This is a genomic window from Shinella sp. OV683, from assembly GCF_057787725.1.
Genome location: NZ_CM173543.1, coordinates 3,197,012 through 3,220,872, shown reverse-complemented (window position 1 = coordinate 3,220,872; position 23,861 = coordinate 3,197,012). Strand labels below are relative to the sequence as shown.

General features: G+C 58.4%; 24 protein-coding genes and 1 tRNA gene. 18 read left to right on the top strand and 7 right to left on the bottom strand.

Annotated features, from left to right (window positions below; all coding sequences use genetic code 11):
• Positions 1-2: 2 nt before the first annotated feature.
• A tRNA-Ser gene (locus ACXHRN_RS15555) sits at positions 3-92 on the bottom strand.
• A 607-nt stretch (positions 93-699) separates the two neighbouring features.
• Here ACXHRN_RS15555 and ACXHRN_RS15550 point away from each other — a divergent pair.
• Both ACXHRN_RS15550 and ACXHRN_RS15545 read left to right on the top strand, forming a co-directional pair.
• Positions 700-1,803, top strand: a complete 1,104-nt coding sequence (locus tag ACXHRN_RS15550) for a porin (RefSeq protein WP_488637217.1) — start codon at positions 700-702, stop codon at positions 1,801-1,803.
• Positions 1,804-2,355: 552 nt separating this feature from the next.
• Complete coding sequence (locus ACXHRN_RS15545; protein ID WP_488637216.1) at positions 2,356-3,489, top strand: porin; 1,134 nt, start codon at positions 2,356-2,358, stop codon at positions 3,487-3,489.
• A 50-nt stretch (positions 3,490-3,539) separates the two neighbouring features.
• Here ACXHRN_RS15545 and ACXHRN_RS15540 read toward each other — a convergent pair whose 3' ends face one another.
• Positions 3,540-4,409 (bottom strand): alpha/beta fold hydrolase, encoded by an 870-nt coding sequence (locus tag ACXHRN_RS15540; protein WP_488637215.1) that lies wholly within the window; start codon positions 4,407-4,409, stop codon positions 3,540-3,542.
• Between the two features lie 71 nt (positions 4,410-4,480).
• Positions 4,481-6,604: a lytic transglycosylase domain-containing protein gene (locus ACXHRN_RS15535; RefSeq protein WP_488637214.1), complete on the bottom strand. Its 2,124-nt coding sequence runs from the start codon at positions 6,602-6,604 to the stop codon at positions 4,481-4,483.
• 217 nt (positions 6,605-6,821) lie between these two features.
• Between ACXHRN_RS15535 and dapA the strand changes: the two genes are divergently transcribed.
• On the top strand, positions 6,822-7,706 hold the full coding sequence (gene dapA, locus ACXHRN_RS15530) for a 4-hydroxy-tetrahydrodipicolinate synthase (RefSeq protein WP_488637213.1): 885 nt from the start codon (positions 6,822-6,824) through the stop codon (positions 7,704-7,706).
• A gap of 1 nt (position 7,707) precedes the next feature.
• Positions 7,708-8,187: an SsrA-binding protein SmpB gene (gene smpB / locus ACXHRN_RS15525; protein ID WP_488637212.1), complete on the top strand. Its 480-nt coding sequence runs from the start codon at positions 7,708-7,710 to the stop codon at positions 8,185-8,187.
• Positions 8,188-8,225: 38 nt separating this feature from the next.
• On the opposite strand, the gene ACXHRN_RS15520 is transcribed toward smpB, so the two are convergent.
• Complete coding sequence (locus ACXHRN_RS15520; RefSeq protein ID WP_488637211.1) at positions 8,226-8,888, bottom strand: TetR/AcrR family transcriptional regulator; 663 nt, start codon at positions 8,886-8,888, stop codon at positions 8,226-8,228.
• Positions 8,889-8,979: 91 nt separating this feature from the next.
• Here ACXHRN_RS15520 and ACXHRN_RS15515 point away from each other — a divergent pair, with 91 nt between their 5' ends.
• Both ACXHRN_RS15515 and ACXHRN_RS15510 read left to right on the top strand, forming a co-directional pair.
• Complete coding sequence (locus ACXHRN_RS15515; RefSeq protein WP_488637210.1) at positions 8,980-9,804, top strand: Rossmann-fold NAD(P)-binding domain-containing protein; 825 nt, start codon at positions 8,980-8,982, stop codon at positions 9,802-9,804.
• Positions 9,801-10,286, top strand: coding sequence for an anthrone oxygenase family protein (locus ACXHRN_RS15510; RefSeq protein ID WP_488637209.1), 486 nt, complete (start codon positions 9,801-9,803; stop codon positions 10,284-10,286). Before ACXHRN_RS15515 ends, ACXHRN_RS15510 begins: the two co-directional genes overlap by 4 nt.
• Before the next feature lie 4 nt (positions 10,287-10,290).
• Here ACXHRN_RS15510 and ACXHRN_RS15505 read toward each other — a convergent pair whose 3' ends face one another.
• Positions 10,291-10,872: a LabA-like NYN domain-containing protein gene (locus tag ACXHRN_RS15505; RefSeq protein WP_488637208.1), complete on the bottom strand. Its 582-nt coding sequence runs from the start codon at positions 10,870-10,872 to the stop codon at positions 10,291-10,293.
• Between the two features lie 509 nt (positions 10,873-11,381).
• Between ACXHRN_RS15505 and rpoZ the strand changes: the two genes are divergently transcribed.
• The 12 genes from rpoZ (at position 11,382) to ACXHRN_RS15445 (ending at position 20,726) form a co-directional block, all read left to right on the top strand.
• Positions 11,382-11,780 (top strand): DNA-directed RNA polymerase subunit omega, encoded by a 399-nt coding sequence (gene rpoZ / locus ACXHRN_RS15500; protein WP_488637207.1) that lies wholly within the window; start codon positions 11,382-11,384, stop codon positions 11,778-11,780.
• 100 nt (positions 11,781-11,880) lie between these two features.
• Entirely contained in the window at positions 11,881-14,112 is a 2,232-nt protein-coding gene (locus ACXHRN_RS15495) for a RelA/SpoT family protein (protein WP_488637206.1), read from the top strand.
• 302 nt (positions 14,113-14,414) lie between these two features.
• Positions 14,415-15,014 (top strand): hypothetical protein, encoded by a 600-nt coding sequence (locus tag ACXHRN_RS15490; RefSeq protein WP_488637205.1) that lies wholly within the window; start codon positions 14,415-14,417, stop codon positions 15,012-15,014.
• 21 nt (positions 15,015-15,035) lie between these two features.
• Positions 15,036-15,500, top strand: a complete 465-nt coding sequence (locus tag ACXHRN_RS15485; RefSeq protein WP_488637204.1) for a DsrE family protein — start codon at positions 15,036-15,038, stop codon at positions 15,498-15,500.
• Positions 15,501-15,708: 208 nt separating this feature from the next.
• Entirely contained in the window at positions 15,709-15,873 is a 165-nt protein-coding gene (locus ACXHRN_RS15480) for a DUF3563 family protein (RefSeq protein WP_488637203.1), read from the top strand.
• Between the two features lie 144 nt (positions 15,874-16,017).
• Complete coding sequence (acpS, locus tag ACXHRN_RS15475; protein ID WP_488637202.1) at positions 16,018-16,416, top strand: holo-ACP synthase; 399 nt, start codon at positions 16,018-16,020, stop codon at positions 16,414-16,416.
• A gap of 84 nt (positions 16,417-16,500) precedes the next feature.
• Positions 16,501-17,286, top strand: coding sequence for a signal peptidase I (gene lepB / locus ACXHRN_RS15470; RefSeq protein WP_488637201.1), 786 nt, complete (start codon positions 16,501-16,503; stop codon positions 17,284-17,286).
• Positions 17,283-18,002, top strand: coding sequence for a ribonuclease III (rnc, locus tag ACXHRN_RS15465; protein ID WP_488637200.1), 720 nt, complete (start codon positions 17,283-17,285; stop codon positions 18,000-18,002). The genes lepB and rnc overlap by 4 nt, the downstream gene beginning before the upstream one ends.
• A gap of 12 nt (positions 18,003-18,014) precedes the next feature.
• On the top strand, positions 18,015-18,950 hold the full coding sequence (era, locus tag ACXHRN_RS15460) for a GTPase Era (protein WP_488637199.1): 936 nt from the start codon (positions 18,015-18,017) through the stop codon (positions 18,948-18,950).
• 83 nt (positions 18,951-19,033) lie between these two features.
• Positions 19,034-19,300 carry an antitoxin PaaA2 family protein gene (locus tag ACXHRN_RS15455; RefSeq protein ID WP_488637198.1) on the top strand — a complete coding sequence of 89 codons (267 nt, stop codon included), beginning with the start codon at positions 19,034-19,036 and terminating at the stop codon, positions 19,298-19,300.
• Complete coding sequence (locus tag ACXHRN_RS15450) at positions 19,297-19,584, top strand: type II toxin-antitoxin system RelE/ParE family toxin (protein WP_488637197.1); 288 nt, start codon at positions 19,297-19,299, stop codon at positions 19,582-19,584. The genes ACXHRN_RS15455 and ACXHRN_RS15450 overlap by 4 nt, the downstream gene beginning before the upstream one ends.
• Positions 19,585-19,727: 143 nt before the next feature.
• Positions 19,728-20,726, top strand: a complete 999-nt coding sequence (locus ACXHRN_RS15445; protein ID WP_488637196.1) for a glutathione S-transferase family protein — start codon at positions 19,728-19,730, stop codon at positions 20,724-20,726.
• Positions 20,727-20,754: 28 nt separating this feature from the next.
• Here the strand turns inward: ACXHRN_RS15445 and ACXHRN_RS15440 are convergent, their stop codons facing one another.
• Both ACXHRN_RS15440 and ACXHRN_RS15435 read right to left on the bottom strand, forming a co-directional pair.
• Positions 20,755-21,441, bottom strand: a complete 687-nt coding sequence (locus ACXHRN_RS15440) for a class I SAM-dependent methyltransferase (RefSeq protein ID WP_488637195.1) — start codon at positions 21,439-21,441, stop codon at positions 20,755-20,757.
• A gap of 74 nt (positions 21,442-21,515) precedes the next feature.
• Positions 21,516-23,816, bottom strand: a complete 2,301-nt coding sequence (locus ACXHRN_RS15435) for a Tex family protein (protein WP_488637194.1) — start codon at positions 23,814-23,816, stop codon at positions 21,516-21,518.
• Positions 23,817-23,861 lie beyond the last annotated feature (45 nt).

The window sequence follows — 23,861 nt, the reverse complement described above, 5'->3', positions numbered from 1 at the left end:
AATGGCGGAGAAGATGGGATTCGAACCCACGATACCCTTCCGGGTATACTCCCTTAGCAGGGGAGCGCCTTCGACCACTCGGCCACCTCTCCGTTGCGGCGTGGATACTGGCAAAGCCGTGAGCAATCAAGGCATTTTTCCTTTGAGGTCGTTTTTTTCTGTGTGGCCGATACGACACTTCCTTTTCTGGATCGTTCGCGCGCCCTTGGGCTTGTCTGGGCCGCGCGGAGCGTTGGCCGCAGATCGACGCGATTCTTTCACCACGACGGCAAATCGCATCTTGTCACATGGCTGTAATAAAGCTCGGCTATCAGCACGCAAGGTTGGCTGACGGGTCCTCTCGATCCAGCTCAGCCCGCTGCGATCGTGTGCACATGCTGCAGACGGATTTCATGCACATCAGCCTAGGCATTGCCGCCGCACGAATAGATGCCGCCGGAACCTTTGTTTCGAGCGGCCATTTGGCGCTTTATATTTAATCTATAGATTGTGTTGCATTTTTGCTACGTCACATTTCGTTGTCGGTTTCCATTGGCTTAATTCGCCCGATCCGTTGTTGTGCCGATGTTGGAAAAAGATAAGTTCACCACAGCTGCAAGGGAGTTCCCGCTTCCATGCCAGCCGAGCTCCGGGCAGGGGCAGCCGCAGATACGGCAGAAGTCCGGACGCTGAATGAAACTTTTTTCTGGAGGTCAGAAAATGAATATCAAGAGCCTGCTCATTGGCTCCGCGGCCGCTCTGGCGGTCGTTTCCGGCGCACAAGCCGCCGACGCCGTCGTAGCCGCCGAGCCGGAACCGATGGAATATGTGAAGGTCTGCGATGCCTATGGCACTGGCTTTTTCTACATCCCGGGCACCGAAACCTGCCTGAAGATCGGCGGTTCGCTGCGTTATGAAAAGCGCTTCAAGAAGGTCGGCGACGCCGCCACGACCTATGACAACCATGGTCGCGCGCGTCTCGAAGTTGAAGCGCGCAACGACTCCGAGTGGGGCACGGTTTACTCCTGGATTCGCATCCAGGGCGACCAGGTCAACAACGGCAGTGCGATTGACGGCTCGGGCGCTCCCGACACTCTGAAGTGGTATTACTACTTCGGTATCGGCGGCCTGGAATTCGGCAACTGGGATAGCCAGTGGAAGAAGTTCCTCGGCACCGGCTTCACCGACGACAACGGCATTGTCCAGTCTGACAATCTCTTCCCCGATTCGCGTCAGTATATCAGCTACACGGCTGAATTCGGTTCGTGGAAGGCTTACGTTTCGTTGGACAACGATGCCGACGAGTACTATCTGCTTACCCAGACGGGTGTTGACCCGGTCACGGGTGCTCCGATCTACAAGCATATCGGTGAAGATCACTCGGGTGGTAAGAGCGAGGCTGACCGCGGCAACAAGTTCATGCCTGACGTGACCGCTGGTGCATCCACGACATTCGGTGATTGGTCGGGCGGTTTCAACGTTGCCTATGACGAATCCGACGAATCGGTTGCCGTCAAGGGTGTCGTCGCCGGCTCCTTCGATTGGGTTGGCGTGCGCGCATTGGCGTTCTACTCCGACAGCGACCAGAACATCTTCTTCAACTACGATGGTTTCAGCGCGATCCTCGGCCTGCAGGCCAAGGTCACCGACTCGGTTATCCTGTCCAAGGACATCCAGTTCTGGGATAACGGCGACTGGCGTGTCGTTGGCGACGTAGAATGGAAGGTTGCTTCCGGCTTCTCCGTCCTGCTCGAAGGCATCTATGCCGACCGTTACGATGTGAAGACCAAGAGCGGCATGCTGCGCTTCCAGCGCAAGTTCTGATAGCGCGTCCTTATAATAGGCGGAGGGAGGCCCGGTTCGCCGGGCCTTTCGTTTGTATCCTTGTGAGACTGCATTCACGTGCAGTCGAGTCGATGCCGGCGCGTCAGGTCGATTCGGAGCAAATGCCAGGGTCCGTGTCCGCGAATGCCTGTGAAGAAATGACCGCCCGACGCGTCAGGACGCAGGCGACATGCCGGAATCGCCGTTTGAATCGTGGATATGCGAGGGTTTCGTGCCGATCAAGGGACTTGCGGGACCTTGTAACCGCATGATTTCTTTAACTTATTGTTAGGAAGCATTAACAGTTTGTCAATTCTTCGGGATGCCTGGGTGATTTTGTGTCATTTTTGTAACATGGTGGCCTGAAGAAGGCGGGTGGGGTTTCGGAATTTGCAAATCGGCGTTGCGTAACCGGGCTGCCTGTCTATGATCACCTTCGAAGCGACGGGCCAGCCCGGTGTCTTCAAAGTGAATGGGATGGGGCAGGGAATGCTGTCCTTCAGCGAAAATAAGACCCATACCCGATTGAAACATTTTGACTGGAGGTCAGAAATGAACATTAAGAGCCTTCTTCTCGGCTCCGCAGCTGCTCTGGCAGTTGTTTCCGGTGCACAGGCTGCCGACGCTGTCGTCGCCGCCGAGCCGGAACCGATGGAATATGTTAAGGTTTGCGACGCTTACGGCACCGGCTTCTTCTACATTCCCGGCACCGAAACCTGCCTGAAGATCGGCGGCCAGCTGCGTTACGAAAAGCGCTTCAGCCAGACTGGCAGCAAGGACAAGAACCTCAACTACGACAACCACAGCCGTATCAAGCTCGACGTTGAAGCCAAGAACGACTCCGAATGGGGTACGGTCTACAGCTGGCTCCGCGTTCAGGGCGAGCAGTACAACAATGGTAGCGACATTCAGGGCTCCTCGCCGGCTAGCTACCTGCATTGGTACTACGTCTTTGGTATCGGTGGCCTCGAGTTCTCGAACTTCGATAGCCAGTGGGCCAAGTTCTTCGGTTACGGCGGCTTCACCGATGACGGCGGCGTCTACGACTCCGATTGGAACTTCCCTGACTCGCGCCAGTACATCAGCTACACGGCTGACTTCGGTTCGTGGAAGGCCTATGTGTCGTTGGACAACGATGCTGACGAATATTACAAGGAGACTGTCGTTCAGGTTGGTGTTGATCCTGTAACCGGTCTGCCGATCTACAAGACGAAGTTCCTGGGTGAAGACCATAACCCCGGCAAAAGCGTTGGCGATATCGACAGGGGCAACCGGTTCATGCCCGACGTCGAAGTCGGTGCAAGCGGCACCTTTGGTGACTGGCAGGTTGCAGGCGGCGTTGCATACGACGAATCTGCTGAATCCTTTGCAGTCAAGAAGTTGGTTGCTGGTAACTTCGGCATGTTCGGCGTCCGCTTGATGGGCTTGTATTCGGACAGCAACCAGAACATCTTCTTCAACTACGACGGTTTCAGCGCGATCCTCGGCCTCCAGGCCAAGGTCACCGACACGGTTACCCTCTCGAAGGATATCCAGTGGTGGGATGATGGTTCGTGGCGCCTGGTTGGTGATGTTAACTGGGAAGTTGCTTCTGGCTTCTCCGTCCTGGTTGAAGGCATCTACTACGCCCCCGACAAGGGGCCGGACGTCAAGTCTGGCATGCTGCGCTTCCAGCGCTCGTTCTAATCCGCAAGGATTTGGTGGAAGAGGCCCGGGTTTCCCGGGCCTTTTTCGTTTCACCTCATTGAATTGAGGAATTCGGTGAGGGGCGCATAGACCTCGTTGAAATGCAGCAGCGGTGCATGGCCTTGTCCTGTAACGGTCAGGAGTTTCGCGCCAGGATGGCGTTTGAGCATCTCAGTCGCAGTCTCCCTTGACAGAAGCCGCGAATTCTCGCCGCGAACGACGAGCACCGGCAGTTTGGCCATGGCAGCATATTGCGGCCACAGATCTGGCAGTTTCTTCGAAAAATCCATTGTTTTCAAAGGCTCGACGAGAGCTGGATCGAAATCGGCTATCCAGATTCCTCCGGCTTGCCGATAAAGGGCATATGCCATTTCCAGCCAGTCATCTGCGGACAACGCTGGAAATTCTGCCCCGTGGATGATTTTGAGCGCAGACGCGGCCTCGGCAAGCGATGAAAATTCAGAACGTTTTGACAGGTAGTCCCGGATTCGCCGCAGCCCGTCCGATTCGATTTCTGGGCCGATGTCGTTGAAGATCACGCAGGCAATCCGATCAAGTGCGGTGGCCGCCAGGATATGCAGGATCAAACCGCCGCGCGAGGTTCCTATGAACTGGGCTCTCTCTATTCCGAGATAGTCGAGTGCTGCGACCACATCCTGTGCCTCACGCACAACATTGTAATTCGCCTTGTCGACATCCCAATCCGACCGACCACGACCGCGATAATCAAGGGTTACGACACGATGACCATCTTCCATCAGCCGCAGGGCAAGCGGATGAAAGTCTCGGCTGTTGCGTGACAGGCCCGCAAGACACACGATCGGTAGTGTCCGCGCCGATTCTGAACGGTAATCACGACCATAGAGCTGAAGGCCATCATCGGACGTGAGGTGAAATTCCTGGTAGCGCTGTTCGGTCATTGTGGCCCCGGCAAATGATGAGGGCCCAACAAACCGGGAATCATGGCCGGAGGTCAAGCGTGCGAACAGCTTTACTGGACGCCAGCCGTCAGGTCGGCACTGATATCGGCGTCTTCGTTGAGCAGCGTCTTGTAGACTTGGAAGTTCTCCATGACTTTCTGCACATAGTCGCGCGTTTCCTGGAAGGGGATGCTTTCTACCCAGTCGACCACCGAATCGATATCCTTGCCGCGCGGATCGCCGTAACGCTTGATCCATTGCGGGATGCGTCCGGGGCCGGCATTGTAGGCGGCAAAGGTGAGGACGTATGAGCCGTTGAACTTGTCGATCTGCTCGCCGAGATAGTGCGAACCCAGCGTTGCATTGAAGGCCGGATCGTCGATCAGTTTATCGTCGGCGTAAGCTAACTGATATTTCTGCGCCACTTTCTTTGCCGTCGCCGGTAGGATCTGCAGCAGCCCTCGCGCGTTTGCAGGTGATATCGCCGAGGGATTGAAGGCGCTTTCCTGCCTCGCGATGGCGTAAGCGAGCGCCTTGCCGGAGCCGGAAATATCGGCGCTATCGGGAATGGCACCCAGCGGAAAGGCCGCAAGGCCGGGGTCATGACCCTGCCTCAAGGCTGCCTTGCCCACCGCGAGCGACAGCGACGCACCGTGATTTCTCAGCGCGATTTCGCCCAGCGCCTGCAATTCCGATGGGCTTTCAAGCTTCTTGGCCAGAGCGAGATAGAGCCGACGCGCCCGGCCATCTTCGCCGGCTTTCTCCAGCAGCGTAATTGCCTGCATTTCCGGCCGTTTTGCAAAGGCCGTCTCGATCTCGAGCGAACCCTGGTATCGCTCGCCGGGCGCAATCCGAATTGCAAGCTTGGCGGCAGCCAGCTGGCCGTAGTAGGTGGCGGGATAGAAGGCGGCCTTACGATAGAAGTCCTTGGCAATGCCCGGTCCTCCGGCCTGCGCCGCGCGCCCGAGCCAATAGTAGCCGCGCGCCTGGTCATGCGCCTTGGCACTGGCTTTCAGCAACGCGTTGAAATGGTCTTCGGCCTTTTTCGTGTCCTTGAGCCCGCGCAGTGTATACCAGCCTGCATGAAACTCGGCTTCGGCGATGTCGTCCGGCGTTTCGGCGAGATGTGCGGTGGCCAGGTCGTAGGCATCCTTGGCCTTGCCGTCGTCCATCAGCGCGCGGCTGATGATGCGCGTTTCCACCCACCAGGCATCGGGATCACCGAGGAGGGTGCGGTCGCGCGGCATTTTTTCCAGTAGCTTGGCGGCATCTCCATACTCACGCGCCTGCCGCAACTGCTTTACCGATGCATAAAGAAAGGCCGGATCGTTCTTCCACTTCGCATCGACCGCAGCCAGCAATTGCTTGCGATTCTTCGACTTGCGCACGGTGGCCGCAAAGGCGGCATACAGCGACTCCGCTTTTGCCATGACGGAAAAGCGCTTGGCTTGGTCAAGCTTTTCCGCAAACAGCAGATGCACCATGCGCTGGTAGTGATCTCTCTCATTCAGCAAGCCGCTGAATTCGCTGAGTATCTTGTCTTCCAACGCCGGGTCGAACGTCTTGTCGTCCCAGAAGCTCCGAAGGATTCGTGTGGCGCGCGGCTGGTCGCCCTTGGCAAGTGCAGCGCGAGCCAGTACCATCGCACCCTCGGGCGTTTCGGGCATATGCTCGCTGAACACATCCAACACCACGGCGGGATCGGCACTCTCGCGATAGAGCGCCTGCTCGTAGTTTACATCGATATCATCCAGCGCCGGCCAGTCCTTGAGTGCGGCGCGCGCCATTTCGAGCTCGGTCGACGGCACGGCCTTCTGGCCGGAAACCGCAATCGCCCAGGTCAGCGTCATCCATTCGACGGAATTGCGCGGTAGCGAATCGCGGATGGCGATGGCGGCAAGGCTGTCACGCACGGACAGAGCCTGAAGTCCTGCCAGAAGCTCTGCACTTGGCTGAGGGTCGAGTTTAGGCGCTACCTTGATATTGGCGCCGAATTCAGAGGGCTGGCTATCGATCTGGCCGGGCGTCGCCACAATTCTCGCGGGCAGGGGTTTCACCCTGTCGGTCTTGATCGAAAGCGTCTTGATGGACATGTCGGGGGCGGTCGGCTCGGGCGCAGAATGCCGGCCGAGCAGCCCATAGATCGTGCTGCCGCCGGCGGCCAGTACCACGACCGCTATGATCGCCTGCTTCATTGCGCCACTCCGGCCATTAGCACAGTCTAAATCTTGCCGCCCTTTGGGTTAACAGAAGGTAAAAATTGTTGTTTTCGGCTTTTCAGCGACCCAAACTCGGAATAATGCGATCGAAATTGGCTTGCTGGCAAAAGCCGCCTTATATAAGGTCCGTGCTTCCGTAAATCAGGAATACGGCTAAAGAATGGGCCAAGCCGGCCCCACCAGGAGTTGCTTTATGTTCAAGGGTTCCATTCCCGCGCTTTTGACCCCGTTCAAGGATGATGGCAGCGTGGATGAAAAAGCGTTCGTCGCCCATGTCGAATGGCAGATCGCCGAAGGGAGCGCCGGACTCGTTCCGGTTGGCACCACCGGTGAATCGCCGACCCTTTCGCATGCGGAGCACAAACGCGTCGTCGAACTCTGTGTCCAGACTGCCAACAAGCGCGTGCCGGTGATTGCCGGTGCTGGCTCGAACAACACGATCGAGGCCATCGAGCTGGCGCGCCATGCCGAAAAGGCAGGTGCGGATGCGATTCTTGTGGTGACACCCTATTACAACAGGCCCACTCAGAAGGGCATGATCGCCCATTTCTCCGCGATTGCCGAAGCGACATCGCTGCCGATCATTATCTACAATATCCCACCGCGCTCGGTGGTGGATATGATGCCGGACACGATGGGCAAGCTCGCTGCCGCTTACCGGAATATCGTCGGCGTCAAGGATGCAACGGGCAAGATCGAGCGCGTCTCCGAACAGCGCATCACCTGCGGCAAGGATTTCGTCCAGCTTTCGGGCGAGGATGCCAGCGCACTCGGCTTCAATGCGCATGGCGGCGTCGGCTGCATCTCGGTGACGGCAAACGTGGCGCCACGGCTGTGTGCGGAATTCCAGGCGGCGACGCTCGCCGGCGATTTCGCCAAGGCACTCGAATATCAGGACCGCCTGATGCCGCTTCATAAGGCAATCTTCATGGAGCCGGGCGTTTGCGGTGCCAAATACGCACTCTCGAAACTCGGAAGGATGAGCCGCACGGTTCGTTCGCCGCTGGTGTCCGGTCTGGAACAGGCGACGGAAGCTGCAATTGACGTTGCGCTGAACCATGCAGGCCTAACAAACTGATATGACGCATAAAGGACGGCCAACGACGGTCAAGAAGATTGTCGCGGAAAACCGCAAGGCCCGCTACAACTACGAAATTGTCGATACGTATGAAGCGGGCCTGATGTTGACGGGCACCGAAGTTAAGTCGCTGCGTGAGGGCAAGGCAAACATCGCCGAGTCCTACGCCAGCGACGAGAACGGCGAGATCTGGCTGATCAATTCCTATCTGCCGGAATACCTGCAGGCCAATCGCTTCAACCATTCTCCGCGCCGGCCGCGCAAGCTGCTGCTCTCCGCCAAGGAGATCGGCCGCCTGCGCACGGGCATCAACCGCGAAGGCATGACCTTGATTCCGTTGAAGATTTACTTCAACGAGCAGGGACGCGCCAAGCTCGAGCTTGCTATCGCCAAGGGCAAGAAGCTACACGACAAGCGCGAGACCGAGAAGGAACGCGACTGGAATCGCGAGAAGGGTCGGCTGCTGCGCGACCGCGGCTGATAGTGATCAGCCCGGCTGATCGCCATCAGCCCACCTTATCACCGTTTGTCGGCGAGCAGCCTCTCCGTCGCACCCGCCAGTGTTCGCTTGTAAAGCGCGATCGTCCGCTCGCCCTCAGCCTTTTCCAGCAGGATCGCGTATCGCACGGCGCCCACGAGGAGCTGCATGCTCAGCCGTGCGGCTGCCAACAACTCCGTTTCGTCATGTGCAGGCGCAAGCACTTTCAGCACCGCGAACACAGCTTGCGAATGCCACTCGGCATCTTCCGCATCTATCGCTGCAAGCTGTCTGTCAACCTGGGTCGCATTCCAGATATCGACCATCACCGGCATCACGCAGAACATCTCGAAATAGCCGTCGACAATCCGCGCCATAGCCGCATCGAGGTCAGAAAAGCTGCCGATCCCTGCCAGTTCGGTTGCCACGCATTGCCGCCCGAGCGCGTTGTAATGCTCCGCAAGTGTACGGACGATCGCCGTCTTGTCGGGAAAGTACTGATAAAGCGACCCGAACGATACGCCGGCGCGCTCGACGATGTCGCTCATCTTTAGCGCTTCGCTGCCCCTTTCCGCGATCAACTCCGTCGCCACGGCGAGAATTTTTTCGACGCGCTCGCGGCCTCGCTTCTGCACCGGAATGCGTCTCGCACCGCCCAAGTCATCGTAATCATGACCCTTTTTCTCGTTGACAGTCTCTTCCATTTTTTCGCCCTCGAACCCACTTGACAAATATACGAGAAACTCTCACATTTAGCAAATGCGAGAGTTTCTCGCTTTTGTGGAGGAAATGAACATGCAAAATGATAACATCGTCCTCATTGGTGGAATGGGAAAGACCGGCGGTCGCGTCGCCGAGCGACTGAAGGGCAGCGGTGTCTTGGTTCGGGCCGCATCTCGCTCGACCACGCCGGCCTTCGATTGGGTTGATCGCAACACCTGGGCGGCCGCTCTTAGCGGAGCGACATCAGCCTATGTTACCTACCAGCCCGATCTTGCCGTGCCGCGTGCAGCCGATGACATCGCTGCATTTGGAGAGGTGTCGTGCAAGGCGGGTGTCGAGCACATCGTGCTGCTGTCGGGCCGCGGAGAGGATGGCGCAGTAGCAAGCGAGAAGCGTTTGCAGGCGTCGGGCATCGACTACACGGTGCTCCGGGCAAGCTGGTTCGATCAGAATTTCAGCGAAGGATCATTTCTCGATGGCATCCTTGCAGGCCAGCTGGTTCTCCCCGCAGATGCGGTGCAGGAGCCGTTTGTCGATCTCGACGATGTTGCTGACGCGGCTGTCGCAGCTCTTCTCGATTCCGCCCATCGCAACCGTGTCTATGAATTGACCGGGCCGCGGCTGATGACCTTTGCCGAGGCGGTCGCCGAGATTGCCAGTGCAAGCGGACGTCAGATCACCTACGCGACCGCCCCGGTCGACGGGTTCGTCACGGAACTCCGCGCCGCCGGGTTGCCTGAGGAAGTGCTGTGGCTGATGGATGAGCTTTTCACGCGCACGCTTGATGGCCGCAACGAGAGCGTGGTCGCAGATATCGAGGGCCTTATCGGGCGCAAACCCAAGGATTTCGCAATCTTCGCGCGCGATGCGGCACGCTCAAACATATGGAGCCGATGATGTCCGATTTCCCGTTTACAAGGCTGCTCCTCACGATTGCTGCTCTCGGCAGCGGCATCATCGGCGGCACCTTCTTCGCCTTTTCGACCTTCATCATGAGGGCGTTGGCGGAAGTATCCGGTGCGAGCGGCGTCGCCACCATGAATGCGATCGACAGGGTGATCCTGCGCTCGTGGTTCATGCCCGTCTTTGTCGGCACGGCCGTGCTGTCGGTCCTGATCATCGTCCTTGCGATGCGCAATTGGCAGTTTTCCGCCAGCAGCCTGATGATCGTCGGTGCGACGCTCTATCTGGTGGCATCCTTCCTGTCGACCATCGCCTTCAATGTGCCGCTCAACGACAGGCTGGCGACATTCGACGGGCAGGGGGCGGAAGCGGCGAGCTTCTGGGCGACCTACCTCAAAGACTGGACCTTCTGGAATCATGTCCGCACGGCAGCGTCGCTCGTGGCATCGGCCGCGTTCATCATGGCCATCCGCTAGGCGATCAAACGTCGTCGAAATCTTCCTGCACGGGCTCGACCTGGCGCGGCGGACGTTCGGATGGATCGCGGCCGACTTCGCTCTTCAAGCTCACCAGATCGATGAAATGATCGGCCTGGCGGCGCAGGTCGTCAGCGATCATCGGCGGCTGGGTGGACATGGTCGATACGACCGAAACCTTGCGGCCTTTGCGCTGCAGGGCTTCGACAAGCGTGGTGAAATCGCCGTCACCGGAGAAGATCACCAGGTGATCGACGACCTCGGATTGCTCCATGGCATCGATCGCGAGTTCGATATCCATGTTGCCCTTGATCTTGCGGCGGCCGAGGGAGTCGGTGAATTCCTTGGCCGGCTTGGTGATGACTTTATAGCCGTTATAGTCCAGCCAGTCGATCAGCGGGCGGATCGAAGAGTATTCCTGATCCTCGATAAGAGCGGTGTAGTAGTAAGCGCGCAGCAGATAGCCGCGCTTCTGGAAAGCCTTCAGAAGCTTGCGGTAATCTATGTCGAAGCCGAGGCTTTTGGACGCGGCATAAAGATTTGCTCCATCAATAAATAATGCAATTTTTTCGCGAGGGTCAAACATGATTTTATCCTGTCAGGTTGTTTTAAACAGCGATCTAACCCAATAGAGTTGCGGAGGCTTCAACTCGTTCCCAGAAAAATCCGCTATTTAATCCACCATTTATGTAAGACGACGTTTAGATGACGGCCGAGCCGATTCCAAGAAAAATTTCGTTTGAAATCACAAATTATACGATTATCAAACGGGAATGGATCACAACTCGCGCTCGCCGCGTGATATTTTTCCGGATGGTAAAAAACGCGCCAACGAACTTTCTCCGCAAACTGCACCGTGAGATTGTAAACCGGCACGGCATCCCGGGTGTTCAAATATCCACAACCATTGCGATAGGCGTCTTGCCTTGCAAATCGACCTTGCCTTGCGGCCAGTGTCCAAATTGTGACAGCACGCATCGGTCCAAAAACGCGTTTTTTGCCGAAAGGTTCCATTCATGCCTTGAATTTGCCTCCGGAAGCCTGTAACGCCTCGCCGGATAAGCAGAACACGATGAAATATATAAAGGACAGGCAATGGCCCGCGTCACCGTAGAGGATTGCATTGATAAGGTCGACAACCGGTTTGAGCTGGTATTGCTCGCCAGTCACCGTGCGCGCCTGATTTCGCAGGGTGCGCCGATCACCATCGACCGCGACAACGACAAGAACCCGGTCGTGGCACTGCGCGAGATCGCCGATGAAATGCTTTCCCCTGACGATCTCAAGGAAGATCTGATTCATTCGCTGCAGAAGCATGTCGAAATCGATGAGCCGGAACCCGATGCATCGCAAATGATCCCGGGCGAAGCCCAGGCCGATGGCGAGATGGAAGACGACCAGCCAGAGACGGTCAATTTCGACCAGATGACGGAAGAAGACCTGCTTGCTGGTATCGAAGGCCTCGTGCCGCCGGAAAAGAACGACGATTTCTAATTCATTCTAAAAAACTTTCCGCTTATGTGGCTAAGTCGATTGCGAATTGGAGCGCCGGTCCTATGATCGGCGCTCATTTGTTTTCAGGAGCAGTTTTTCAATGATGCGGCAATACGAGCTCGTCGAGCGCGTCCAGAAGTATAAGCCGGATGTCAATGAAGCACTGCTGAACAAGGCCTACGTCTATGCCATGCAGAAGCATGGCATGCAGAAGAGGGCCAGCGGCGATCCCTACATCTCCCATCCGCTCGAAGTCGCTGCGATCCTCACCGACATGCACCTCGACGAATCGACGATCGCGGTGGCGCTGCTGCACGATACGATCGAGGATACATCAGCCACCCGCGACGAAATCGACCGGCTGTTCGGCGAGGATATCGGCCGGCTGGTTGAGGGCCTGACCAAGATCAAGAAGCTCGATCTCGTCTCCCGCAAGGCCAAGCAGGCGGAAAACCTGCGCAAGCTGTTGCTGGCGATCTCCGACGATGTCCGCGTGCTGCTCGTCAAGCTCGCCGATCGCCTGCACAACATGCGCACGCTCGACCATATGACGGCCGAGAAGCGGGCCCGGATTTCCGAAGAGACGATGGATATCTATGCGCCGCTCGCCGGCCGCATGGGTATGCAGGACATGCGCGACGAGCTGGAAGAGCTGTCCTTCCGGCACATCAATCCGGAAGCGCACCGCACGATTTCCAAGCGCCTTGAGGAGCTTTCCGAGCGCAATGCAGATCTCGTGCGCGACATCGAAAAGGAACTCACCGAACTCCTGGCCGCCAAGGGCCAGACGACGGCACTCGTCAAGGGTCGTCAGAAGAAAGCCTATTCAGTGTTTCGCAAGATGCAGTCGAAGTCGCTGTCCTTCGAGCAGCTTTCGGACGTCTATGGTTTTCGCGTCATCGTCGACCAGATCCCCGATTGCTACAAGGCGCTTGGCATCGTCCACACCCGCTGGCGCGTCGTGCCGGGGCGGTTCAAGGATTACATCTCCAATCCCAAGCAGAATGACTACCAGTCCCTGCACACGACGATCGTAGGACCGGCCCGCCAGCGCATCGAGCTGCAGATCCGCACAAGGCGCATGCACGACATCGCCGAATACGGTATCGCTGCCCATACGCTCTACAAGGACGGCACCAATATCGAGGCAAATGACTCGGTCACCAAGCAGTCCAACGCCTATTCCTGGCTGCGGCTGACGATCGAGTCGCTGGCCGAGGGCGACAATCCGGAAGAATTCCTCGAACATACCAAGCTTGAACTGTTCCAGGACCAGGTGTTCTGCTTCACGCCCAAGGGCAAGCTGATCGCGCTGCCGCGTGGCGCAACACCGATCGATTTTGCCTATGCGGTGCATACCAATGTCGGCGATACCTGCGTCGGCGCCAAGATCAACGGCCGGATCATGCCGCTGGTGACCCGCCTCAACAATGGCGACGAAGTGGAAATCATTCGTTCCGGCGTGCAGGTGCCGCCTGCCGCCTGGGAAGAGATCGTCGTTACCGGCAAGGCGCGCTCGGCAATCCGCCGCGCCACGCGGCTGGCGATCCGCAAGCAATATGCCGGACTCGGCCAGCGCATTCTGGAACGCACCTTCGAGAGGGCAGGCAAGGTGTTTTCGCGCGATATCATGAAGCCGGCGCTGCACCGGCTCGGCCACAAGGAGGTCGAGGATGCGATCGCTGCCGTCGGCCGCGGCGAGATGTCGTCCCTTGACGCTTTGCGCGCCATCTATCCCGATTACCAGGATGAGCGCGTCACCGTCCGCCAGAGCGTCGAGGAAGGCTGGTTCAACGTCCGCAGCGCCCAGGGCATGATGTTCAAGATTCCCGAGGGCCAGAAGGCGCGGGTCGCCGGCGATACGCTGGAGGATAGCCAGGAGCAATTGCAGCCGTTCCGCGGCCTGTCGAGCGATATCGAGGTGCGGTTCTCGCCTTCGGGCGCGGTTCCCGGCGACCGCATCGTCGGTATCCACGATGGCAAGCACACGATCACAATCTATCCCATCCAGTCACCATCGCTGCAGAAGTTCGATGAAGAGCCGGAGCGCTGGATCGATATCCGTTGGGATCTCGATGAAGCCAACAAGGCCCGCTTCATGGCGCGCGTGCTGATCAACGCCATCAACGAGCCGGGCACGCTGGCGACCGTGGCGCAGGCGATCGGCACTGCGGACGGCAATATCCGCACCCTGTCGATGACCAACGTCGCCTCCGACTTTACAGAAATGGCGCTCGACCTCGAAGTCTGGGATTTGCGCCAGCTCAGCCACATCCTCGCGCAGCTGAAGGAACTGCAGTGTATTTCAACGGTGAAGCGGGTGTTTGATTAGAACTGCAGCATTGCCAATTGAGGCTCCCCCTCATCCGGCCTTCGGCCACCTTCTCCCCGCTGGGGAGAAGAGTTAACTTGTTGAACCGGCGCAGCAAACTACCGCCAACTTACATTCAAACATAGCGTATTGCGTGAGGTGGGACCACGAACTCCCTCTTCTCCCCAGCGGGGAGAAGGTGGCCGAAGGCCGGATGAGGGGGCCTGCGGGCGCCAGTTCTCGGCCTCTCCGAATACTCTTCCCCCTCCACACGTCATGACATAGACTTCATCCATCTCCGGGATATTGATCGGGAGCCTGCCATGCGCCTTTCGCTGCTAAGCCAATTCTCTGCCGCCACTCTATTGCTGGCGTTGCCTGCACTTGCCCATGCCGACAGCGCATCTGACATCATCAAGATCTTCGGCCGCGACCCCGGCAACAGTGCCGCCAATGCCTGTTTCGTCCGCCATTACACCAAGGCGCATCTGAAGAGCCATCCCGACCAGAATGTCACCGACATGCTCGTCTACGTGCACAAGCAGGAAGGCTCGGACCCCTATTATAGCGTCAACATGCAGGTGAACTTTCGCCAGCTCAACAAACCGTTCCAGGTGTCGGGCAGTTGTGGCGTCGGGTCCGATGGCAAGGCGCTCGGCTGCGGCATCGATTGCGACGGTGGCAGTCTCTCGGTGCGCGTGAAGAACGACACGTCCTTGCTTGTCGAAATTCCCGAAAGCGTCAGGCTTTACGATCCATCCTCCGCCGACGATGCGCCCGATGCCGAGCTACCCAAGGCAGCGCGCTTCGGCTCCGACGACAAGCTCTTCCGGCTGGATCGCACCGATCTCAAGGATTGTGCCGCCGTGATCTATGACGATGAGATCAAGGCCAAGGTGATGAAGGGTGTGACAACACAGTAATTGCGCAGAAAGGCCACTGCCATGCTCTTTTCCCGACGTTCGATCTTCTCGCGCCTGCTGCCCGGTCTCGCCGGCGGCGCGGCTGCATCCGCCATCCTGCCGGTGTTGGCGAGCGCCATCACGCCAGTGACGCCCGTGCAGAAGGTGGTCTATCATCTCTCCGAGCCGACCCGCGTCAATTTCGTCATGGGCAATATCAAGAACCACATCGTCGGCAAGGGCGGGCCCTCAAAGGTCAAGATCGTGCTGGTGGTTCATGGTCCGGCGCTCGAGGCCTTCGTGTCCTCCAAGGCCAATCCGGATATCCGCAACCAGATCGACAAGCGCGCTGCCGATGGCGTCGGCTTCGTTGCTTGCGGCAACACGATGAAGGCGCAGAAGCTGCAGGCGAGCGATCTGCTTGGCGGGTTCGAGGTTGCGGAGGAGGGCGGTGTGGTTCGCATCGCCGACCTGCAGGCCGAGGGTTACCTCTATATCAGACCTTAACCAAGTGTAACTTGTTGGCTCAATTGCATCAAATGCATGGCGTGTGCCTATTTCCGCGCCGTGATATGACGAAAATGTGACCATCAATTAACTCGCTATGCTTCCACTGCATAGCAGCAAAGACTAAACGAAACTTGTGCATTGCAGCAAAAGATTTATCTTAAGTAACGAGAAGGGAGGAGAAGACAGAAACATAAAGGAGAATGAAATGTTTGGTTATGTATCGAAGATCGCCCACAAGCTGCGTGCCCCGTCGATCGAAGAACGCGAAATGGCTTACCTGAATGCGAGCGCCGACCGTGTCGACCTCGAATACCGTCAGCGCCAGATCGACCGCGGCATGTTTCGCAATCGCTCGCTCGGCCTTCTCTAAGGTCCTGGCACCTATATAGGGAGCAGGTCTCCCGGATGCAGGCTGGCGCAGGTGTGCCGGCCTTTATTTTTTCCGCAACCCTGTTCAGCGCCACATTTCGGGTCTACATGCTTGCCAAAAAGCACCTGAATGGGAAGTTGCACCATGATTGTCGGCATTGGCAGTGACCTGATCGATATCAGACGCGTGGAAAAGACGCTGGAACGGTTTGGCGAGCGTTTCGCCGCACGCTGCTTCACAGAGATCGAACGCAAGAAGTCGGACGGTCGCAAGAACCGCGCTGCCTCCTATGCCAAGCGCTTTGCGGCCAAGGAAGCCTGTTCCAAGGCACTCGGCACCGGCCTGTCGATGGGCGTGGCCTGGCGGGAAATGGGCGTCGTCAATCTTCCCAGCGGCAAGCCGACCATGAAGCTGACCGGAGGCGCCGAAGCCCGGCTGCTTTCGTTGATCCCGGACGGTCATAAACCTGCCATACATGTCACCATTACAGATGATTTCCCGCTGGCTCAGGCCTTCGTCATCATCGAAGCTTTGCCCGAATAATCGACCGGCCCGAATATTCGAGCGGGTTGCCGACCAAGCAGGAAAAAGCTAGAGAGTCCTGCAGTTACTACGCAAGAGGAATGAATGAGCGTGAGCGATCAGAATAAGCCGGAAGAAAAAAATGCCTTCTGGGAAACTATTGTCGTGCTGTTTCAGGCATTCCTGCTTGCCGCGGTCATCCGAACCGTTCTTCTCCAGCCCTTCACCATCCCCTCGGGATCGATGATCCCGACCTTGCTCGTTGGCGACTACCTGCTGGTCAACAAATTCTCTTACGGTTATTCGCGCTACTCTCTACCCGTCTACAATCCCGAGTGGTTCAAGGGCCGCCTGTTCGGCAGCGAACCGACGCGTGGCGACGTGGTGGTCTTCCGCCTGCCGAGCGATCCCTCGATCGACTACATCAAGCGCGTCGTTGGCTTGCCCGGCGACAAGCTGCAGGTGATCGACGGCGTGCTCAACATCAATGGCACGCCGGTTCCGCGCGTTGCTGAAGGCACTTTCAGCACCAACGAATCCGACACTGGCGGCGTGGGTGTCCAGTTCAGCCTCGACAAATACGAGAATGTTCCGGTGTTCCGCGAAACGCTCGATAGCGGTGCGACCTACCAGACGCTCGACCTCAACCCGCATTCTGATGGCGACAACACCCAGGAATTCGTCGTGCCGCCCAAGCACTTCTTCATGATGGGCGATAACCGCGACAATTCCTCCGACAGCCGCTTTTCCGTCGGCTACGTGCCGGAAGAAAATCTCGTCGGCCGTGCGAGCTTCATCATCTTCTCGATCGGCAATGAGACGCCCTTCCTGCAGGTCTGGAAGTGGCCGGCAAACCTGCGCTACTCGCGCTTCTTCAAGAGCATAAAATGAGCCGCAATTCGGCCCTGTCCGGCGCAGAGCGGGACAGCCTAGAAGGGCTGCTAGGATATACCTTCGAGAACAAGGATCGCCTCGACCGGGCGATCACCCATTCGAGCGCGCGCATTGCCAAAGGCGGCAACTATGAGCGGCTCGAATTCCTGGGCGACCGTGTGCTTGGCCTCTGCATCGCCGAACTGTTGTTCACCACCTACCGCAATGCGGGCGAGGGCGAACTGTCGGTCAGGCTGAACCAGTTGGTATCGGCCGAGACCTGCGCCGATGTCGCCGACCAGATCGAGTTGCACCGCTACATCAGAACAGGGGCCGATTTGAAAAAGATCACCGGTCAGCGTATGAAGAATGTGCGCGCCGATGTGGTGGAAAGCCTGATCGCCGCGATCTATCTCGACGGCGGGCTGGAAGCCGCGCGCGGCTTCATCCTGCGGCAATGGACGGAGCGTGCGACCAGCCCCGAGCCGATGCGGCGCGACGCCAAGACCGAATTGCAGGAATGGTCGCACCAGAAATTCGGCTTCGCGCCGAACTATCGCATCGAAGATCGTAGCGGACCGGACCACGCGCCGCAATTTACCGTCGTGGTCGAGATCGCAGGCATTGCACCCGAAACCGGCGTCGATCGCTCCAAGCGAGCCGCCGAACAGGTTGCCGCCAGACGCATGCTGGAACGCGAAGGCATATGGTTGCCCGAAGCGTCAGACAATTGATTGGAAGAGACAATGGATATCACTGAAACAGCTGGCGAGCCCGTCGAAGAGGCGGCTCCGACACGCTCGGGCTTCGTGGCGCTGATCGGCGCCACCAATGCCGGCAAGTCGACGCTGGTCAACCGGCTGGTCGGCGCCAAGGTGTCGATCGTCTCGCACAAGGTGCAGACAACGCGGGCGATCATTCGCGGCATCGCCATCCATGAAAGGACACAGATCGTGTTCATGGACACGCCGGGCATCTTCAAGCCACGGCGCCGGCTCGATCGCGCCATGGTCACCACGGCATGGGGCGGCGCCAAGGATGCCGATATCATCGTGCTGCTGATCGACAGCGAGCGCGGCCTGAAGGGCGATGCCGACAAGATCCTCGAAGCACTAAAGGACGTCAAGCAGCCGAAGATCCTGCTGCTCAACAAGATCGACCAGGTCAAGCGCGAAGACCTGCTGGCGCTCGCGCAAGCCGCCAACGACAAGGTCTATTTCGAACGCACCTTCATGATCTCGGCACTCAACGGTTCGGGCTGCGAAGACCTTATGGATTGTCTCGCCGCCGAGCTGCCGGAAGGTCCGTGGTACTATCCCGAAGACCAGATTTCCGACCTGCCGATGCGCCAGCTCGCCGCTGAAATTACCCGCGAAAAACTGTTCCTCCGCCTTCACCAGGAGCTTCCCTACGCCTCCCATGTCGAGACGGAAAAGTGGGAAGAGCGCAAGGATGGGTCGGTCCGCATCGAGCAGGTGATCTACGTCGAGCGCGACAGCCAGAAGAAGATCGCACTCGGCAAGAACGGCGAAGCGATCAAGTCGATCTCGATGGCGGCTCGCAAGGAAATCTCCGAGATTCTCGAACAGCCCGTACATCTCTTCCTGTTCGTCAAGGTTCGCGAAAACTGGGGCGACGACCCCGAACGCTTCCGCGAAATGGGTCTCGACTACTCGCAATGATGGGTTGTGGTCTGGTCTGATCTCCCGAATTTGCTTGTGTCTGGATAGTGATTTGCTATCCTGGCACAAAAGGAGAACTTGCGATGCCCGATCCAGATGGCTTCGATGAAAATCCGCAGGCGCCGATCGAGTCAGATGAAGAGAATATCATCGACGAAAGCATATGGGGGCCGCAGAAGGTTCTGAGTGCGGAAGAGCAGGCGGAGTACGATGCCTGGTTTCGGAGAAAGGTTCAGGCTTCTCTTGATTATATCAAGAGGCCGGATGCTGTTTTTTACACCCATGATGAAGTCATGCAGCATGTTGAAGATCTGCTGGATAGGCTCGATCGTGAGGCCGGCATCAAGTGACGGTGAAATGGACGCTGATCGCCGACATTGAGCTGCTCAAACTGGTCACCTACATCCATCCTCGAAATCGCAAAGCCGCATTGAGGCTCCATCAACGCACCCATCAACGGGTGCAGCAGCTTGAGATGTTTGCCCATTCCGGAAAGCCGGGCAGGATTGATGGCACGCGTGAATTGGTCATCGGTGAAAGTCCCTACATCGCGATTTATGATGTGCGGGATGATGTGGTCACTATCCATCACATCTTGCACTCCGCCCAGCAATGGCCGCCGTCGGGCGATTGATTGTCCTTTATCCAAGTCAGTCATCATCGCTCCGATGTCACTTTCACTTGACAATCCGTCAACCCCGGGCGGCATTGCGCAATTGCGTTCCGGGGGGCATTTTCCAGCCAAGTTCAAAGCAAGACAAAGCAGGAAGAAACACCATGCCGCAGCTGGTAAATGGCCAATGGATCAAGGATGACGTCGCCGCGTCCGAAATGAAGAACGGCGCCTTTCATCGCGAGCCGACCAAATTCCGCAACTGGATCACACCAGGTGGCGGCCCCGGACCGGATGGCCAACCGGGCTTTCCAGCCGAAGCAGGCCGCTATCAGCTTTTCGTCTCCTACCTCTGCCCCTGGGCCTCGAGAACGCTAGCCATGCGCAATCTCAAGGGCCTGCAGGATGTGATCCCGGTTTCCATCTCCGAGCCGGAACTCGGCGAGGATGGCTGGCATTACAACGTGCCACAGGATGCCGGGGACAAGGCGCCGAAAATTTCCTATCAGCACCAACTCTACACCGCGAGCGACCCGCATTACACCGGCAAGGTCTCGGTGCCAGTGCTCTGGGACCGCAAGGAAGGCCGCATCGTCAACAATGAATCCGCCGATATCATTCGCATGATGAACAGCGGGTTCAACGCCATAACCGGCAACAAGCAGGACTTCTATCCCGAGGCGCTGCGTCCTACGATCGATATCTGGAATGCTCTGATTTACGACGCGGTCAACAATGGCGTCTACAAGTCAGGCTTCGCCAAAACCCAGGGCGCCTATGAAACGTCTGTCAATGCACTGTTCGAAATGCTTGACAAGCTCGAACTGCATCTTGAAAACCATCGCTACGTCGCCGGCGAGTACCTCACCGAGGCCGACATTCGCCTGTTCGTCACGCTGATCCGCTTCGATTCCGCCTATTTCGGCAATTTCAAATGCAACATCCGCATGATCGAGGATTATCCCAATCTCTCAAACTACACCCGCGAACTCTACCAGTGGCCGGGGATCTCGGAGACCGTGAAACTCGAGCAGATCAAGCATGGCTACTATTCGATCGCCCATATCAACCCGACAGGGATCGTGCCGAAGGGGCCGGACATCGATTTCGGCCGGTCGCATGATCGCGAGCGGCTGGTGGGGAAGGGTGTGTTTTCGGCCTAGCTGCTGTTGGCGAAAGCGATCCGCGCGCTCACGGTCGCTGGAATACGTCCACTTTTATCAGCAGATCGAGGATGAGCGCGTTGTCGTCGCCTTGGGTGGCAACGGCCAGTACATTGGCCGTGATTGCCTCTTTGTCCTGATCGATGATGGCTCGTCGCGCCGGATCGACGGATACGACGCGATCGAGAAAGCCATTCACGTCAGCGAAGCGCTCCTGCCGGTTGAAGGTGAAGCCGTGCTTTCGCGCGAGAATTCCGGAGGCTATCGCTGCCTCGATAGCCTGCTGCGCTTGTCCACGCACGATCGTCTCGTCTTCGATCGGCTTGAGCGCATCGAAATAGCTGCCGCTCGCCAAAGGTTCCATGATCACCAAGTCCCCATCGGGGCGAATCACGCGAAGCGCTTCGCTCAAAGCCGCCGTCATTGCCTTATGCGGCACATGATGGAGCGAGAACACCATGACCGCGATATGAAATGTGTCATCGTCATAGGGAAGCGCTTGTGCGCCGGCTTCGGTGAAATGGCCGTTCGGTACGGTGGCTATGGCCTTTTCAATCGCCTCGGAGCCGGGATCGATACCGCTGACCTCAGCACCTTCCGCAATCAGGCTTCGTGCGAATGCGCCTGTCCCGCAGCCGATATCGAGCACTTTCAAGCCCGCCAAAGGCGAACGCACAGATAATATGACATCGAGCGGGCTTTGAATGATCTGCATTGCACTGTTCCTTTCAGGCCGGAAGGGTTACCAAGACGCGATACGTACGACCACAGCCTTCCCGCCGAAATCGCTCACTTCTTCTTCATCGCCTCTGCCAGCGCCGCCCCGAACGCGCCCTGGCTTGGTGCCTGCGGCTTGGTCGTCATCCTGGCCGCCGGCACCGGAGCATTGCGATTACGATCTTCGCGCGGCTCACGCGGGCCTGAGCTTTCCTTCTTCATCGATAGCGCGATGCGCTTGCGCTTGGCGTCGACCTCGACCACCCGCACCTTGACGATCTGGCCGGCCTTGACGATTTCGTGCGGGTCCTTGACGAACTTGTCGGCGAGTTCGGAGACATGCACGAGCCCATCCTGATGGACGCCGATATCGACAAAGGCGCCGAAGGCCGCGACATTGGTGACCGTCCCCTCGAGCACCATGCCGGGGCGCAGGTCGCTGATTTCGTTGATACCGTCGGCAAATGTCGCCGTCTTGAATTCCGGACGCGGGTCGCGGCCGGGCTTTTCCAGCTCGGCGATGATGTCCTTGACAGTCGGCAGGCCGAATTTCTCATCGATGAACTGACGCGGATCGATGCCCTTCAGTGCCGAACCGTCGCTCATCAGCGAACGCAGGTCGCGACCGCAGGCGGCGATGATCTTGCGCGCCACGCCATAGGCTTCCGGATGCACCGAGGAGCCATCCAGCGGTTCCTTGCCGCCGGCGATGCGCAGGAAACCCGCGCACTGCTCGAATGTGCGCGCGCCGAGACGCGGCACTTTCAGCAGCTCCTGCCGGCTCTTGAAGGCGCCGTTCTCATCGCGATAGGTGACGATCTGGGTCGCCAGCGTGCTGTTCAGCCCCGACACGCGCGCCAGAAGCGGTGCGGAAGCGGTATTCAGATCGACGCCGACAGCATTCACCGCGTCTTCGACCACGCCATCCAGCGAGCGGCCGAGCTTGGCCTGGTCGACGTCGTGCTGGTACTGGCCGACGCCGATCGATTTCGGCTCGATCTTGACGAGCTCGGCGAGTGGATCCTGCAGGCGGCGCGCGATCGACACGGCGCCGCGCAGCGACACGTCGAGTTGCGGAAATTCCTTGGCGGCCAGTTCCGAGGCGGAATAGACCGAAGCGCCGGCTTCCGACACGATCACCTTGGTGGGACGCGGTGCCGGCAGCTTTTCGATAAGGTCGGCGGCGAGTTTTTCCGTTTCGCGGCTGGCGGTGCCGTTGCCGATGGCAATCAGGTCGACCTTGTGCTTGCGGATCAGCGCTGCGATCTCGGTCTGGGCGCCGATCAGGTCGTTCCTGGGCTGGAAAGGGTAGACCGTTGCTGTGTCGAGCAGCTTGCCGGTCTGGTCGACGACGGCCACCTTGACGCCGGTGCGGATGCCGGGATCAAGGCCGATGGCGGTGCGGGTGCCGGCGGGGGCGGCCAGCAGCAGGTCCTTGAGATTGCGGGCAAAGACCCGGATCGCCTCTTCCTCGGCGCGCTCCTTCATGTCGCGGATCAGTTCCAGCGACAACGACGAGTTGAGCTTGACGCGCCAGGCCCAGCCAGCCACGTCCTTGAGCCAGAGATCAGCCGCGCCTGAGGTGCGTGTTTCCAGCGCCGAAGCAACAATGGTCTCGGCAGGCTTGACCGGAGAGAGGTCGTCGGCGTCGGTCTCGATGGTCACCGACAGCACTTCCTCGTTCCAGCCGCGCAGCATGGCGAGCGCTCGATGGCCCGGCACCTTCGACCAGGCTTCCTTGTGGTCGAAATAGTCGGAGAATTTTTGCGCGTTCTCCTTCTTGGCGTCGGCCACCTTGGCCACCAGCATGGATTTCTGGTGCATGTGGTTGCGCAGGCGGCCCAGAAGCTCGGCGTTTTCGGAGAGATCTTCGGCGATGATGTCGCGCGCGCCCTCAAGCGCCATCTTGGTATCGGTCACCTCGTCCTTGACGAAGGCTGCGGCGAGATCAAGCGGATTGGCCTGCCGGTTGGCAAGGATGGCATCCGACAGGCCCTGCAGGCCGCGCTCGCGGGCGATCTGCGCGCGCGTGCGGCGCTTGGGCTTGTAGGGCAGGTAGATGTCTTCGAGCACCGACTTGGTGTCGGCCTGAAGGATTTTCACCTTCAGCTCATCGGTCATCTTGCCCTGCGTCTCGATCGAATCGAGGATCGTGTCGCGCCGGGCTTCCATGTCCCTGAGATAGATCAGCCGTTCGCCGAGATTGCGCAGCTGCGTGTCGTCCAGCCCGCCGGTGACTTCCTTGCGGTAGCGCGCGATGAACGGGATCGTCGAACCTTCGTCGATCAGCCCGACAGCGGCGATGACCTGTTCGCGCCGCGCATTGATTTCGGCGGCGATGGTTGCGGCAAGGCGGTTCATATCTGCGGGCATGGCTTCGTCTCATGGTGATTTGGCGTGGCCGGAACATAGTCATGT

Excerpts from the sequence above, each read along its gene's own strand:
- ACXHRN_RS15550 (WP_488637217.1), top strand. The coding sequence starts at position 700 with ATGAATATCAAGAGCCTGCTCATTGGCTCCGCGGCCGCTCTGGCGGTC.
- ACXHRN_RS15545 (WP_488637216.1), top strand. The coding sequence starts at position 2,356 with ATGAACATTAAGAGCCTTCTTCTCGGCTCCGCAGCTGCTCTGGCAGTT.
- ACXHRN_RS15540 (WP_488637215.1), bottom strand. The coding sequence starts at position 4,409 with ATGACCGAACAGCGCTACCAGGAATTTCACCTCACGTCCGATGATGGC.
- ACXHRN_RS15535 (WP_488637214.1), bottom strand. The coding sequence starts at position 6,604 with ATGAAGCAGGCGATCATAGCGGTCGTGGTACTGGCCGCCGGCGGCAGC.
- dapA (WP_488637213.1), top strand. The coding sequence starts at position 6,822 with ATGTTCAAGGGTTCCATTCCCGCGCTTTTGACCCCGTTCAAGGATGAT.
- smpB (WP_488637212.1), top strand. The coding sequence starts at position 7,708 with ATGACGCATAAAGGACGGCCAACGACGGTCAAGAAGATTGTCGCGGAA.
- ACXHRN_RS15520 (WP_488637211.1), bottom strand. The coding sequence starts at position 8,888 with ATGGAAGAGACTGTCAACGAGAAAAAGGGTCATGATTACGATGACTTG.
- ACXHRN_RS15515 (WP_488637210.1), top strand. The coding sequence starts at position 8,980 with ATGCAAAATGATAACATCGTCCTCATTGGTGGAATGGGAAAGACCGGC.
- ACXHRN_RS15510 (WP_488637209.1), top strand. The coding sequence starts at position 9,801 with ATGATGTCCGATTTCCCGTTTACAAGGCTGCTCCTCACGATTGCTGCT.
- ACXHRN_RS15505 (WP_488637208.1), bottom strand. The coding sequence starts at position 10,872 with ATGTTTGACCCTCGCGAAAAAATTGCATTATTTATTGATGGAGCAAAT.
- rpoZ (WP_488637207.1), top strand. The coding sequence starts at position 11,382 with ATGGCCCGCGTCACCGTAGAGGATTGCATTGATAAGGTCGACAACCGG.
- ACXHRN_RS15495 (WP_488637206.1), top strand. The coding sequence starts at position 11,881 with ATGATGCGGCAATACGAGCTCGTCGAGCGCGTCCAGAAGTATAAGCCG.
- ACXHRN_RS15490 (WP_488637205.1), top strand. The coding sequence starts at position 14,415 with ATGCGCCTTTCGCTGCTAAGCCAATTCTCTGCCGCCACTCTATTGCTG.
- ACXHRN_RS15485 (WP_488637204.1), top strand. The coding sequence starts at position 15,036 with ATGCTCTTTTCCCGACGTTCGATCTTCTCGCGCCTGCTGCCCGGTCTC.
- ACXHRN_RS15480 (WP_488637203.1), top strand. The coding sequence starts at position 15,709 with ATGTTTGGTTATGTATCGAAGATCGCCCACAAGCTGCGTGCCCCGTCG.
- acpS (WP_488637202.1), top strand. The coding sequence starts at position 16,018 with ATGATTGTCGGCATTGGCAGTGACCTGATCGATATCAGACGCGTGGAA.
- lepB (WP_488637201.1), top strand. The coding sequence starts at position 16,501 with ATGAGCGTGAGCGATCAGAATAAGCCGGAAGAAAAAAATGCCTTCTGG.
- rnc (WP_488637200.1), top strand. The coding sequence starts at position 17,283 with ATGAGCCGCAATTCGGCCCTGTCCGGCGCAGAGCGGGACAGCCTAGAA.
- era (WP_488637199.1), top strand. The coding sequence starts at position 18,015 with ATGGATATCACTGAAACAGCTGGCGAGCCCGTCGAAGAGGCGGCTCCG.
- ACXHRN_RS15455 (WP_488637198.1), top strand. The coding sequence starts at position 19,034 with ATGCCCGATCCAGATGGCTTCGATGAAAATCCGCAGGCGCCGATCGAG.
- ACXHRN_RS15445 (WP_488637196.1), top strand. The coding sequence starts at position 19,728 with ATGCCGCAGCTGGTAAATGGCCAATGGATCAAGGATGACGTCGCCGCG.
- ACXHRN_RS15440 (WP_488637195.1), bottom strand. The coding sequence starts at position 21,441 with ATGCAGATCATTCAAAGCCCGCTCGATGTCATATTATCTGTGCGTTCG.
- ACXHRN_RS15435 (WP_488637194.1), bottom strand. The coding sequence starts at position 23,816 with ATGCCCGCAGATATGAACCGCCTTGCCGCAACCATCGCCGCCGAAATC.